This is a genomic window from Porphyrobacter sp. THAI-01a, from assembly GCF_056868655.1.
The window spans coordinates 300,984-313,761 of sequence record NZ_CP180579.1; the positions used below are offsets into that span (position 1 = coordinate 300,984).

The following is a 12,778-nucleotide window of genomic DNA, read 5'->3' on the forward strand; positions in this document are numbered from 1 at the left end:
AGCGGCCACATTGGCGCCGTGACCGCTCCCGACCCTGCCGACATGCCCCTCCCGCCTGCCGTCGCCGCGTGGTTCGCGGGGCGGGGCTGGCGGGTGCGGCGGCACCAGTGGGAGATGCTGGCCAAGGCGCGCGCCGGGTGCCACGCGCTGCTGGTGGCCGATACCGGTGCCGGCAAGACGCTCGCCGGGTTCCTGCCTACGCTCTGCGACTTCGCGGGCGATGCGCCTCCGGGTGAGGGGCTGCACACGCTCTACGTCTCGCCGCTGAAGGCGCTGGCGCAGGACGTGAAGCGCAACCTGCTGACCCCGATCGAGGAGATCGGTCTGCCTGTCCGGGTCGAGACCCGCAGCGGCGACACGCCCTCGGACCGCAAGAAGCGCCAGAGGGAGCGCCCGCCGCACATCCTGCTGACCACGCCCGAGAGCCTCTCGCTGCTGCTCTCCTACCCCGAAAGCGCCGATCTGTTTGGCGGGTTGAAGCGGGTGGTGATCGACGAGGTCCACGCCTTCGCCACCGACAAGCGCGGTGATCTTCTGGCGCTCAGCCTCGCGCGGCTCCACGCCATCGCGCCGCAGGCGCAGCGGGTTGCGCTCTCGGCGACGCTCGCCAACCCCCGCGACTTTCAGGAATGGCTCGCGCCGCAGACCGGCGAGGCAGGCGAGATCGCCGCCGCCGACCTCGTCATCGGCGAGGCAGGCGCGGAGCCCGAGGTCGAGATCCTCCTGCCGCAGGAGGAGCGGGTGCCTTGGGGCGGGCACGCGGGGCGCTGGGCCGTCCCGCAGCTGATCGAGGCAATCAAGGCCAACCGCACCACGCTGGTCTTCACCAACACCCGCTTCCTTGCCGAGTTCATCTTCCAGTGCCTGTGGGAGGCGAATGACGACAATCTTCCCATCGGCATCCACCACGGCAGCCTCTCGACCGAGGCAAGGCGCAAGGTGGAAGAGGCGATGGCGCGCGGCGATCTCAGGGCGCTGGTGTGCACCGCCAGCCTCGATCTCGGGATCGACTGGGGGGACATCGACCTCGTCGTGCAGATGGGCGCGCCGAAGGGCTCCTCGCGACTGCTCCAGCGGATCGGGCGCGCGGGGCACCGCCTCGACGTCCCGAGCCGCGCGGTGCTGGTGCCGGGGAACCGCTTCGAGTTCCTCGAGGCGATGGCCGCCAAGGAGGCGGTCGACGAGGGCCAGCGCGACGGCGAGGCCTTCCGCCCGGGTAGCCTCGACGTGCTCGCCCAGCACGTCATGGCCTGCGCCTGTGCGGGGCCGTTCCACGAGGACGCGTTGCTGGCCGAGATCAGGAGCGCGCTCGCCTATAGCTGGGTCGACGAGGCGACCTTCGCCCGTGTCCTGAACTTCGTTGCCGACGGGGGCTATGCGCTCAAGGCCTATGACCGGTTCAAGCGGATCGTGCGCGGCCGGGACGGGGTGTGGCGGCTCGCGCACCCGAACCAGGCGCAGCGGCACCGGATGAACGCCGGGATCATCGTCGATAGCGAGATGCTGACCGTGCGCTTCCGCAACGGTCGCAGCCTCGGCAAGGTCGAGGAGCGGTTCGCAGCTTCGCTCTCCCCCGGCGACACCTTCTTCTTCGCCGGCATGAGCCTCGAGGTCGAGGGGGTGAAGGACATGGACGTTACCGTGCGTGCCGCCAAGAAATCGGCCACGATCCCGAGCTATGGCGGGTTGCGCCTGCCGCTCACCACGCACCTGTCCACCCGTGTGCAGGCCCTGCTGTCGGACCGCGCCGGGTGGGGGCGTTTTCCCGACGATGTGCGCGAGTGGCTGGAAATGCAGGACTACCGCTCGCGTCTTCCCGCCCCCGGCGAGCTGCTGGTCGAGAGCTTCCCCCACGGCGGCAAGCACTACACCGCCTATTACACTTTCGAGGGCTGGAACGCGAACCAGTCGCTGGGGATGCTGATCACTCGGCGGATGGAGGACCGCGGGCTGCTGCCCGGCGGTTTCGTGGCGAACGACTATTGCCTTGCGGTCTGGGGCCTGAAGCCGGTTGAGGACCCGGCCCCCTTGTTATCGCCGGACATTCTCACCGGCGAGTTCATCCAGTGGGTGACCGAAAGCCACCTGCTGCGCCGCGCCTTCCGCGAGGTGGCGGTGATCTCGGGCCTCGTCGAGCGCCAGCATCCGGGGCAGAGGAAGACCGGCAAGCAGGTCACCTTCTCGACCGACCTGATCTATGACGTGCTCAGGAAATACGAGCCCGATCATGTGCTTATCGAGGCGGCCTGGGCCGATGCCCGCTCGCGCATGACCGATGTGGGGCGGCTGGCCGACCTGCTCGAACGGTCCGAGCGCGAGCTGGTGCACGTCACCCTCGACCGGGTCTCGCCGCTGGCCGTTCCGGTGATGACGATGATCGGGCGCGAGGCGGTGCCGCAGGGGGCGGTGGACGACGAACTGCTGCTCGAGGCCGAGGGCCTGATCGCCGCTGCCATGCGGCCGGACGCGCCGTCGGAGGGGGACTGAGGCCCGAAGCGGCATCGGCCTGACGCGCTCGGGGCAAAGAAAAAGGGCGCCGCGAAACCTCGCAGCGCCCTCTTACGACCTGTCGACGGGTGCGCAACGGCACCGCTACGACATGGCGATCACTTGTCGAACACGCGGTACTTGTCGTTACCCACGAAGCCGAACTTGGTCACGCCCGATGCCTTGATGTCCTGCAGCACGCGGGCCGACAGCGCATAGCTGGCAAGCGCCTCGGGCTCGAACTGCAGCTCGGGCTCGACCGCCATCTCGGTGGTCTGGCGGAGGGTTTCCACCAGCTGGCCTTCGCTGATCGGCGTGCCGTTCCAGAGGATCTGGTCGTCCGGGGTGAGCACAACCTTGTTCTTCACCGGATCGATCGGCGGCGGCGTGTCGTTCGGCTGCGGCTGCGGAAGGTCGATGTCGACCGAGTGCGTCGCGACCGGGATAGTGATGATGAACATGATCAGCAGAACGAGCAGAACGTCGATCAGCGGCGTCATGTTCATGTCCATCATCGGCTCGCCGTCGAGCTTGCCTCCAGACATACCCATGTCAGTTACTCCTTAGGTTCGCTTGGACGATCAGCCGTTCGGATCGACGGGGTTCGAGATGAACCCGACGATCGGATAGCCCGCCGTCTGGATGTTGTAGATCGCGCCCGCCACGCACTTCCACGGGGCGTTGACGTCGCCGCGGATGTGGACCTGGGGCACCTGCTCGGGATCCTTCATCAGTGCCTCGGCACCGCCTGCGCGCTGCACGATCGCGTCGAGCCGGTCGAAGGCGCGCTTCTGCAGCTCCTCCGAGCTCACCGGGGTGAGGTTGTTGAAGTAGACCCGGCACTCCCCGTTGCGCGATGCGCCCGCAAAGCCGGGCTCGCCGGCCGAGCGCCCCGCATCGTCGGTGGTGCTGACGGTGAGCTGGAGGTTCTCCACCTTGTCCTTCGATTCCTCGGATTCGAAGACGGGGATCTCCAGCTTCTCGATCGTCTGGATCGCCACCGGAACCGCGATGAGGAAGATGATCAGGAGCACCAGCATCACGTCCACCAGCGGCGTGGTGTTGATGTCGGACAATGGGGTATCTGCCCCGCCTCCCGTAGAAATCGCCATTGTGAATTCCTAGCCTGTCAAAACTTTGACTTGGTGTGCCGGCCCGGCCGTGTCCCCGCAAAGGGTCTGGCCGGGCAGCGACGGGAGCGGGACAGGCCCGCTCCCGCAATCATGCGGCAATGACGATCAGGCCTTGGTGGCCGGAGCAGCAGCCGGCTTCGCAGCGGGCTTGGCCGCCGGAGCCGCCACGACCGCCGGCTTCACCGCGCCGTTCGAGTTCATGTAGGCGAGCAGATCGTTCGAGAAGGTGCTGAGCATCGCCGCGATCTTGCGGTTGCGGCCCTGCAGCCAGTTGAACGCGAGCACGGCCGGAACCGCGACGAGCAGACCGATCGCGGTCATGATCAGCGCTTCACCGACGGGGCCGGCGACCTTGTCGATCGAGGCGTTGCCGGCGATGCCGATGTTGATCAGCGCGCGGTAGATCCCGATCACGGTGCCGAGCAGGCCGACGAAGGGCGCGGTCGCGCCGACGGTGGCGAGGAACGCCAGGCCGCCGTTGAGGACCGCGTTGATCGAATCTTCCGAACGCTGGAGCGAACCGTGCATGTAGTCATGCGATTCCAGGGCGTCGGTCATCTTGCCGTGGTCTTCCTGGGCCTTGACCGCGTCGTCGGCGAGCTGGCGCCACGCGCTGTCCTTCTCCAGCTTGGTCGCGCCTTCCTTGAGGCTCGACGCGCGCCAGAACTGGGTCCGCACCACGTTGTACTGCTTCATGATCTTGTTCTGCTCGAAGAGCTTGGTGAACATGATGTAGAACGAGCCGACCGACATGATGATCATCACGGCGAGGATCGACCAGGCGACCGGGCCGCCTTCGCGCATGGCTTCGACGAAGCCGAACTTGTTTTCGGGCGCTGCTTCCCCAGCGGCGGCGGCGAGAAGGTAAAGGTTCATTGCGAAAGTCCTCTTGAAAGAATTTGTCGAAGGGTTCCGTCAGCCGGGGCCTTGCCCGGCCGACGGCCCGATTGATCAGTTCAGCTTGTAGGTAATGCGGGTGGACCAGCTGGCGCTGATCGGGCTGCCGTCATCGTCGAGCGCGGGGTCGAAACGACCGTAGCGTTCGAGGTCCTTGCAGGCCGCATCATCGAGGATGTTGGACCCGCTCGACGACGTCACCGAGCAACCCGTGGCGCGACCATCGGGCGTGACGGTCACGCGAACGCCGACGGTCCCTTCGATCTCTTCCTGCGCGGCGCGACGCGGGTAGTTTTCCTGGATGCGCGCGGCCCAGCTGCGCTGGTTCTTGGGCTGCACCCCACGCGCCTTCGACACTCGGGGCGGTTCCGGCGGTCCCGGAGGCGCGCTCGGAGCCGTGCTCGGCTGGCGGAACACCGGCGCGGGCGGCGGCGGATCCTGACGGGTTTCCATCTGCGGCGGATTGGGCGCGATGTTGAACGGCGGCGGCGGCGCGACCGGCGGCGGCGGCGACGTCGGCTCCGGCATTTCTTCCGGCGGCGGCGGCTCCTCCTCGGGCGGCGGCGGCTCTTCCGTGACGTCGACTGTCGTCACGCGTTCGACCATCTCCTTGACGGCGTCGACGGCAAGGAACAGGACCATGCCCGTGCCCACGAGGCCGACGATCGACAATGCGATGATCAGCGACACGAGCTTGGGCCCGGTCAATCCTTGTTGTTGGCTAGCGTAGGACATCCAGCGCTTTCTCTCCAAATACTCGCCGACCCTGCGATCGGCACACTCCCCGCCCCCCGGCCATTACGGTCGGAGAGCGGATCCCGGTAATTTCGGTCCTCCCACGCCGGAACGAAAGCGCGGGCATGCGCATTCTGCCGCATCGCCCGAATTCTCCCCGGCTGGCACGCGTTGGGCTTTAGGGAGCCCAGCGCGCAACCTGAACTGTTCCCGCGGCAATGTCCCCAGTCCCGCGCAATCAGCCTCGAGGGCTTTAACGGGCAACCCCTAGCCGATCAAACGCTTTTGCGGTTCAGTGCGGATTCACGGTGCACCTTGTGCAATAATGGAGCCGGAAAGCCCGTGGCGGCGGTCTGCGTGAGCGCGCCGCGGTGCGGAAAGGTAAAGGGTAGATTAATGTCGTTTTTCAAGACTCTGAATGTTCGCACAGTGCTGCTGGCCGGGTGCCTGATGATACCGGTGACAGGCCATGCGCAGACCCCGCCCGCGCCTGCCGCCGCGCCTGCCGAGGGGCCCACCTATGCCGATCTGGCGACGCTTTCGGAGGCTTCGACGCTCGTCGTGCGGGCACAGATTCGCCGTCAGACCGCCCTCAAGCCCGAGCGTGCGCCCGGCCTCGCACCGGGATTCGCGCGGCTCTACATCGAGGCCGACACCCTCGCTCTCATCGCCGGGCGCAGCGGGGTGGGGAGCACGCTGGCCTATCTCGTCGACGTGCCGCTCGATGCGAAGGGCAAGGTGCCCAAGCTCAAGAAGCGCGAATTCCTGCTGTTTGCCAAGCCCGTGGCCGGCCGTCCGGGCGAGGTCCAGCTGGCCGGCCCGAGCGCCCACCTCGCCTACACGCCCGCGCTCGAGGCGCGGCTGCGGCCGATCCTGACCGAGTTCTACGCCGCCGAGGGTCCGCCGCCGCGGATCACCGGGATCAGCGATGCGCTGGCGGTGCCGGGGACGTTGACCGGCGAATCGGAGACGCAGATCTTCCTCGCAACCGAAAACCGCTCCCCCGTGTCGATCACGGTGCTGCGCCGTCCGGGCCAGCGGGTGCAGTGGGGCGTGTCGTGGGGCGAGATCATCGATTCGGCCGCGCGCCCGCCAAGCCCCGAGACCCTGCGCTGGTATCGTCTCGCCTGTTCGCTGCCCGCACAGCTGCCGAGCAACGCCAACCTCGCCCGCGATCCGGCCGAGCGGCGACTGGCGGCGGGGGACTATGCCTTCGTGCGCGAGGCGCTGGGACCGTGCGAGCGGCGCATCACGCAAGGGTGATCCGCGGGCTCCCGACGCGCATCCGCGCTTGACCGCGCGCGCTGCACGGTTAAGCGCGCCCTCGCGTCACCAAGGGAGGGCCGCTTGACCACCACCGCACCGCCTCGCACCGCGCCGCTGCGCATCGGCATCGCCGGGATCGGCACTGTCGGCGCGGGGGTGATCCGCCTGCTCGACACCAACGCGCACCTCATCGCCGCGCGCGCCGGCCGCCCGATCGAGGTCGTCGCCGTCTCCGCGCGCGACCGCGGCAAGGATCGCGGCGTCGACATCGCCCGCTTCGCCTGGGAAGACGACATGACCGCGCTCGCCCGGCGCGAGGATGTGGATGTGGTGGTGGAACTGGTCGGCGGTTCGGACGGCCCGGCGCTCGCCTGCTCGCGCGCGGCACTGGGGGCGGGCAAGGGCCTCGTCACCGCCAACAAGGCGATGATCGCGCATCACGGGCTGGAGCTGGCGCAGCTGGCCGAGGCGAACAACGTCGCCCTGAAGTTCGAGGCGGCGGTGGCGGGGGGCATCCCTGTCATCAAGGGGCTGCGCGAGGGCACCAGCGCCAATGCGCTGACCAAGGTCTACGGCATTCTCAACGGCACCTGCAATTACATCCTCTCCGAGATGGAGGCGACCGGCGCCGATTTCGCCGCCGTGCTGGCGGAAGCGCAGCGCCTCGGTTTCGCCGAGGCCGATCCCGCCTTCGACATCGAGGGCGTGGACGCGGCGCACAAGCTCGCGATCCTCGCCGCGATCGGCTTCGGGACGCGGGTCGATTTCGCGGGCGTGCGCGTCTCCGGCATCACCCGGGTGCGCGCCGCCGACATCGCCCAGGCCGACGCGCTCGGCTTCGTGATCCGCCTGATCGGCGAGGCGGACGTGGAGGAGACGCCCGAAGGCCCGCGCCTGCTCCAGCGCGTGCGCCCCTGCCTCGTCGCCAAGGGTCACCCGCTCAGCGCGGTCGACGGCCCGACCAATGCCGTGGTCGCCGAGGGCAATTTCTCCGGCCGCCTGCTGTTCCAGGGCGCGGGCGCGGGCGACGGGCCGACCGCCAGCGCGGTCGCCGCCGACCTCATCGACATCGCCCGCGACGAGGTGGGCGCGCCCTTCTCGATCCCGGTCGCCCAGCTCGCCGCCCTGCCGCCCGCCGAACCCGGCGACCGCACCGAGCGCACCTATATCCGCTTCATGGTCAAGGACCGCCCCGGCGTGCTGGCCGAACTCACCGCCGCGCTCAGGGATGGCGACGTCTCGATCGAGAGCCTGATCCAGCAGGGCCGCTCGCAGAGCGGGGGCGAGGTGATGGTGGCGATGGTCACGCACGAGGGGCCGGAACGCTGCGTCGCCAAGGCGCTTGCGCTGCTCGAAGGATCGGAGAGCCTGTCGGGCGAGCCGCTGGTGCTGCCGATCCTGCCGCTCTAGCCGCTCAGTCCTCGCGCGGCGCCTCGGGCAAGCCGAGGTCCGCCTCGACCCGGCGGCGGGTCTCCTCGTCGAGCGGGGCCATGTCGTCCTCGACCGGGGCAAGGCCCTGCGCCACGCGTTCGGCGTCCGACCCGGCGGGCGGTGTCTCGATGCCCTCGACATCGATCATCAGCGCCGGGGGCTTGGGGCAGGGCGGGATGAAGCAGCCCTTGATGGTGATCATCGCCGCCATCCCGCGCGGAAGGCCGCTGCCGTCGACATCGGGCGTGGCCGGCCCCGGGGTGCGCGCCGCATAGGCCTTGAGCCACTCCTCGCGGCTGCCGCTGTAGAGCTGGTCGGTCGGCACGGCGAGTTCACGGCACACGACGATTTCCCCGGCGACGACGCCCGCCTCGCGCTGGTCCTCGCATTCCTTGAGCACGGCCTCGTTGGCGGCCTCGGAGGCGGGCGGGGGGACGAGGATGTCGATCTGCTGCGGCGGCGCGCCGCTGGTCGGCGCGTCGGGGCCGAGATCGATGGGGATGCGCTCGGGCTCGGGCGTCGCCGGGGACGAGGGGCGCTGCGGCGCGCGGGCCCGCTGGTCCGGGAGCGGCAGGCGAAGGGTCTGTTCGGGCGGCACCTGCGGCCCGACCGGCACCTGCGGTTCGGTTGCCACCTGGGCGGCCAGCGCGGCGATGAAGGCCAGCATGGGCACGTCCGCCCGCGCCCTCAGCCCTTCTTCTTCGGGCGGGGCGGCACGGTGGTCTTGATCCCTGCCGCCTCGCGCCGGGCCTTCTCCTCCTCCTCGGTCAGCTCGCGCTCCTCGTTGAGCGGGGGCAGGCCGCGGGCGATGCGGTCGGCGTCGGAACCCGCGGGGGCCGCCGGCAGGACCTCGAAATCGACGATATAGGCCGGCGGCGGCACGCCTCCGAAGCCGATGCCCTTGCCGTTGTCGGGGATGCCGAAGGCCTCCGGCGCGCGCGGGGCGCCCTTGAGCATGGTCTCCTGCGCGTAGCGTTTCTGGCTCTCGGCCCGGGTGCCGGTCAGGCCGGTGCCGTCATTGCCGACCACCCGGCACACCACGATCTCGCCGTTGATCGCGGCGGCCTCCTCGTCATCCCGGCATTCGCGCAGGTCCGCCTGGCTCGGCTCGTTGCGCGGCACGGTGACCATCAGGTTGACGCGCGGCGGCGGCTGGGCGGGCGCTTGGGCGGCCGGCGCTGCCGCGCCGCTGTCATCCTGCGCCGCCACAGGCGCGGCGGCAATTGTCGTCCATCCGAGCGTCAGCGCCGACAGGGCGAGACGAAAACAGGGCAGGACCGGCGTGGCATTGCTCGACAAACCCGTCTCCATCCGCTTAAGCGCCGGGGGCAATTTCATAGGTGGCTGCGTGCAGCATGCTCACCAGACCAACAGGGGGCTGAATTTCCCATGAACTCCGCGACCGATACCCAGCTTGATGTGGCCGCACAAGCCGCCAGCGACAATGCCATCCAGCGCGTGCTGGTGCTCGAGATGGTGCGCGTCACCGAAGCGGCGGCGGTCGCGGCGGCCCAGCTCGTCGGGCGCGGCGACGAGAAGGCCGCGGACGCGGCCGCCGTCGCGGCGATGCGCAAGGCCTTCGATAACCTCTACATCGACGGCACCGTGGTGATCGGCGAGGGCGAGCGCGACGAGGCGCCGATGCTGTTCATCGGCGAGAAGGTCGGCATGGGCAAGGGCCCGAAGATCGACATCGCCCTCGACCCGCTCGAAGGCACCACCATCACCGCCAAGGCCGGGCCCAACGCGCTCGCCGTGCTGGCGGCGGCGGAAGAAGGCTGCCTGCTCAACGCGCCCGACGTCTACATGGACAAGCTGGCGGTCGGCCCGGGCTATCCCGAAGGCATCATCGACCTCGCCAAGTCGCCGACCGAGAACGTCATGGCGGTCGCCAATGCCAAGGGTGTGAAGCCGTCGGACATCAACGTCTGCGTCCTCGACCGCCCGCGCCATGCCGAGCTGATCGCCGAGCTGCGCAGCATCGGCTGCGGGGTGGTGCTGATCGGCGACGGCGACGTGGCGGGCGTGATCGCGGTCACCGACGAGGAAACCACGGTTGACATGTATATGGGCCAGGGCGGCGCGCCCGAGGGCGTTCTTGCCGCAGCGGCGCTGCGCTGCGTCGGCGGGCAGTTCAACGGCCGCCTCGTGTTCCGCAACGATGACGAGAAGGCCCGCGCCCGCAAGTGGGGGATCGAGGACCTCAATCGCATCTACAAGCTGGAGGACCTCGCCAAGGGCGACTGCATCTTCGCCGCGACCGGCGTGACCGACGGCTCGCTGCTCGACGGCGTCAAGCGCCGCCGCAAGCCGACCGGCGAGACGATCCTCACCACCGAAAGCGTGGTGATGCGCGCTTCGTCGGGCACGGTGCGCTGGATCCGGGGCGAACACCGGATCGGGTAAACGACGCACCGGGGGGTGCAGAAATGGGGGGAACATGATGGATGAAAAGGACCTGCCCCGCTTCGGGGGCGGCCAGGGGCAGCCGCTCGTGATGTCGGCCCGGCAGACCGCCGGGAACGGCTACTACGGCGCATGGTGGTGCGAGGTCGAGGGGGCCGAGCGCTGGCACTCCGGCCCGGTGAGCGCGCTTCCCAATGGCCGCATCACCCTGCGCAATGCCGGGATCATCCGCCTGCGCTGGCCCGACATTGCCAACCGCCAGCCCTACGTGATCGTGAGGGGCGCGGCGGACTGGACCCCGCTCAAGTGCCAGATGTGGTTCAGCTTCAACGGAACGCCGCTCGCGAAGGACGTGGCGATCACCTACGACGCCGCGAACCGGCGCCATGTCGGTATCGGCCCGGTCAGCGACGGCACGCTCGGCGCGAACGGGTACGAGACCCAGATCGCGCTGTTCGCCAGCTCGCCCGAAGGCGCACCGTGGACCGTCGAGACGCTGACCTTCGGCTTTGTCGGGGTCAACGACGCGACGTGATTGCCGGTGGCCGGGGGCAGCGCGCCTAGGTGGCGGCGGCCATACCCGGCTTCAGCACCACCTTGGTCCAGCTGTCCTGTGCTTCCTTGAAGCACTTGTAGCCGTCCGCCGCCTCCTCCAGCGGGAGGCGGTGGCTGATGAGGAAGGTGGTGTCGATCTCGCCTTCCTCGATCTTCGCCAGCAGGTCCGCCATGTAGCGTTGCACATGGGTCTGGCCGGTGCGCAGTTGCAGGCCCTTTTCCATCACCGCGCCCAGCGGGAACTTGTCGGTCATCCCGCCATAGACGCCGGGCACCGAGACCCGCCCGCCGAAGCGCACCGCGAGGATCGCCTGCTTGAGCGCGCTCGCCCGGTCGGCGCCGATGCCGACCTTCTGCTTGGCGATGTCGATGACGTTGTCGACCGCGAAGCCGTGGGATTCCATGCCCACCGCATCGATCACCGCATCGACCCCGATCCCGCCGCTCATCTCCATCAGCGCCTCGCGCACGTCGGTGAGGCGGAAGTTGATCGTCTCCGCGCCGAGCTGCTTCGCCAGCTCCAGCCGGTGGGGGTAGTGGTCGATCGCGATCACCCGCGCCGCGCCCATCGCGATCGCCGACTGGATCGCGAACAGGCCGACCGGGCCGCAGCCCCACACGGCGACGGTATCGTCGGGCTGGATCTCGGCGTTCTCGGCCGCCATCCACCCGGTCGGGAGGATGTCGGAGAGGAACAGCACCTTCTCGTCGTCGAGGTGGTCCGGCACCACGATCGGGCCGACATCGGAGAAGGGCACGCGAACATACTCCGCCTGCCCACCCGAATAGCCGCCGGTCATGTGCGAATAGCCGAAGATGCCGGCCATCGGGTGGCCGTAGAGCTTCTCGGACATGTCCTGCTTCTCGACCGGGTTGGAGTTCTCGCAGGCGCTGAACTGGGTGATGCGGCAGTGGAAGCATCCGCCGCAGCTGATGGTGAAGGGCACCACCACGCGCTGGCCCTTCTGCAGGGTGCTGTCGGTGCCGGTCTCCACCACCTCGCCCATGAATTCGTGGCCGAGGATGTCGCCCGGGCGCATCGCCGGGATCACTCCGTCATAGAGGTGCAGGTCGCTGCCGCAGATCGCGGTCGAGGTGACGCGGATGATCGCGTCGCGCGGGTTGACGATCTCGGGATCGGGGACGGTCTCGACGCTGACCTTCTGGGTTCCTTGCCATGTCAGAGCGCGCATCAGCGGGCCTCCTTTTCTGTCGGTAGGTCGGCGCAGGTGCGCGCCGAGGTGGCGATCTCGCCGGCTTCCATCAGCATCTTGAGCCGCTTGAGGTCATGCCGCGCCTGCAATTCGGGGCTGCGGCGCGCGAGGGTGGCGATCAGGTCGCCGATGGCGCCGCCCTTGGGCTTGTAGGCGATGATGAGGCCGACGCGGGTGCCGCGGTTGCCGGGTGCGTCCTCGAAGGTGACGCGGCCCTCGGTGTCGATCTCGCTCTCCTCTGTGGAGCGCCAGGCGATCAGCTCGCCATCGACCTCCCGGGCGATCCGCGTGTCCACGGCATAGATCTTCCCCGCCGGCGCGCGGATGTGCCAGGTGTTGTGGCCCGGCTCGGCGCCGGGTTCGACACGGTCGAGGTTCGCCATGAAGCGCGGCAGGTTCTGGAAGTCGCGCCAGAAGGCGAACAGCTCGGCCCGCGGGCGGGCGATAGTGACGGTGCGACCGACCACCTGGTAATCGCCGAAGCTGCTTCGGCGGGCGGTGTGACCGGGGGCGCTGTCGTGCTCGTCCTGCATCGCGCGCCGCTTGCGCGCCGCCGTCGCGCCCACGGCAAGGGGTATGGCGGCAAGGCCGATCCCGGCAAGGGCGAAATAGGGCCATCTGGCGGGGGTTTCGTGGCGCATGGTTCCTCCGGGG

General features: G+C 69.0%; 13 protein-coding genes. 5 read left to right on the forward strand and 8 right to left on the reverse strand.

Features of this window, described 5'->3' with window-relative positions; translation table 11 throughout:
- Positions 1 to 42 precede the first annotated feature (42 nt).
- A complete protein-coding gene (locus ACMX37_RS01485; protein ID WP_483148437.1) occupies positions 43 to 2,487 on the forward strand; it encodes a ligase-associated DNA damage response DEXH box helicase in 2,445 nt (814 codons plus the stop codon).
- Between the two features lie 119 nt (positions 2,488 to 2,606).
- Here ACMX37_RS01485 and ACMX37_RS01490 read toward each other — a convergent pair whose 3' ends face one another.
- The 4 genes from ACMX37_RS01490 to ACMX37_RS01505 all read right to left on the reverse strand — a co-directional run bounded on the left by ACMX37_RS01490 (position 2,607) and on the right by ACMX37_RS01505 (position 5,207).
- A complete protein-coding gene (locus ACMX37_RS01490) occupies positions 2,607 to 3,038 on the reverse strand; it encodes an ExbD/TolR family protein (protein ID WP_483147204.1) in 432 nt (143 codons plus the stop codon).
- A gap of 30 nt (positions 3,039 to 3,068) precedes the next feature.
- Entirely contained in the window at positions 3,069 to 3,599 is a 531-nt protein-coding gene (locus ACMX37_RS01495; RefSeq protein WP_483147205.1) for an ExbD/TolR family protein, read from the reverse strand.
- A gap of 126 nt (positions 3,600 to 3,725) precedes the next feature.
- On the reverse strand, positions 3,726 to 4,496 hold the full coding sequence (locus tag ACMX37_RS01500) for a MotA/TolQ/ExbB proton channel family protein (protein ID WP_483147206.1): 771 nt from the start codon (positions 4,494 to 4,496) through the stop codon (positions 3,726 to 3,728).
- Positions 4,497 to 4,571: 75 nt separating this feature from the next.
- A complete protein-coding gene (locus ACMX37_RS01505) occupies positions 4,572 to 5,207 on the reverse strand; it encodes an energy transducer TonB (protein WP_483147207.1) in 636 nt (211 codons plus the stop codon).
- Between the two features lie 495 nt (positions 5,208 to 5,702).
- Here ACMX37_RS01505 and ACMX37_RS01510 point away from each other — a divergent pair, with 495 nt between their 5' ends.
- Positions 5,703 to 6,515 (forward strand): hypothetical protein, encoded by an 813-nt coding sequence (locus ACMX37_RS01510; RefSeq protein ID WP_483147208.1) that lies wholly within the window; start codon positions 5,703 to 5,705, stop codon positions 6,513 to 6,515.
- A gap of 84 nt (positions 6,516 to 6,599) precedes the next feature.
- The gene (locus ACMX37_RS01515) at positions 6,600 to 7,928 is read left to right on the forward strand and encodes a homoserine dehydrogenase (RefSeq protein WP_483147209.1); all 1,329 of its coding nucleotides are present in this window, start codon (positions 6,600 to 6,602) and stop codon (positions 7,926 to 7,928) included.
- A 4-nt stretch (positions 7,929 to 7,932) separates the two neighbouring features.
- Here the strand turns inward: ACMX37_RS01515 and ACMX37_RS01520 are convergent, their stop codons facing one another.
- Both ACMX37_RS01520 and ACMX37_RS01525 read right to left on the reverse strand, forming a co-directional pair.
- Positions 7,933 to 8,622, reverse strand: coding sequence for a hypothetical protein (locus ACMX37_RS01520; protein WP_483147210.1), 690 nt, complete (start codon positions 8,620 to 8,622; stop codon positions 7,933 to 7,935).
- A 14-nt stretch (positions 8,623 to 8,636) separates the two neighbouring features.
- Positions 8,637 to 9,260, reverse strand: coding sequence for a hypothetical protein (locus tag ACMX37_RS01525; protein WP_483147211.1), 624 nt, complete (start codon positions 9,258 to 9,260; stop codon positions 8,637 to 8,639).
- Positions 9,261 to 9,338: 78 nt separating this feature from the next.
- Here ACMX37_RS01525 and glpX point away from each other — a divergent pair, with 78 nt between their 5' ends.
- Positions 9,339 to 10,355 carry a class II fructose-bisphosphatase gene (gene glpX / locus ACMX37_RS01530; protein ID WP_483147212.1) on the forward strand — a complete coding sequence of 339 codons (1,017 nt, stop codon included), beginning with the start codon at positions 9,339 to 9,341 and terminating at the stop codon, positions 10,353 to 10,355.
- Between the two features lie 34 nt (positions 10,356 to 10,389).
- Positions 10,390 to 10,890 carry a hypothetical protein gene (locus tag ACMX37_RS01535; RefSeq protein ID WP_483147213.1) on the forward strand — a complete coding sequence of 167 codons (501 nt, stop codon included), beginning with the start codon at positions 10,390 to 10,392 and terminating at the stop codon, positions 10,888 to 10,890.
- 25 nt (positions 10,891 to 10,915) lie between these two features.
- Here ACMX37_RS01535 and ACMX37_RS01540 read toward each other — a convergent pair whose 3' ends face one another.
- The gene (locus tag ACMX37_RS01540; protein ID WP_483147214.1) at positions 10,916 to 12,103 is read right to left on the reverse strand and encodes a zinc-dependent alcohol dehydrogenase; all 1,188 of its coding nucleotides are present in this window, start codon (positions 12,101 to 12,103) and stop codon (positions 10,916 to 10,918) included.
- Positions 12,103 to 12,765 (reverse strand): SRPBCC family protein, encoded by a 663-nt coding sequence (locus ACMX37_RS01545; RefSeq protein WP_483147215.1) that lies wholly within the window; start codon positions 12,763 to 12,765, stop codon positions 12,103 to 12,105. The genes ACMX37_RS01540 and ACMX37_RS01545 overlap by 1 nt, the downstream gene beginning before the upstream one ends.
- Between the last annotated feature and the right edge of the window lie 13 nt (positions 12,766 to 12,778).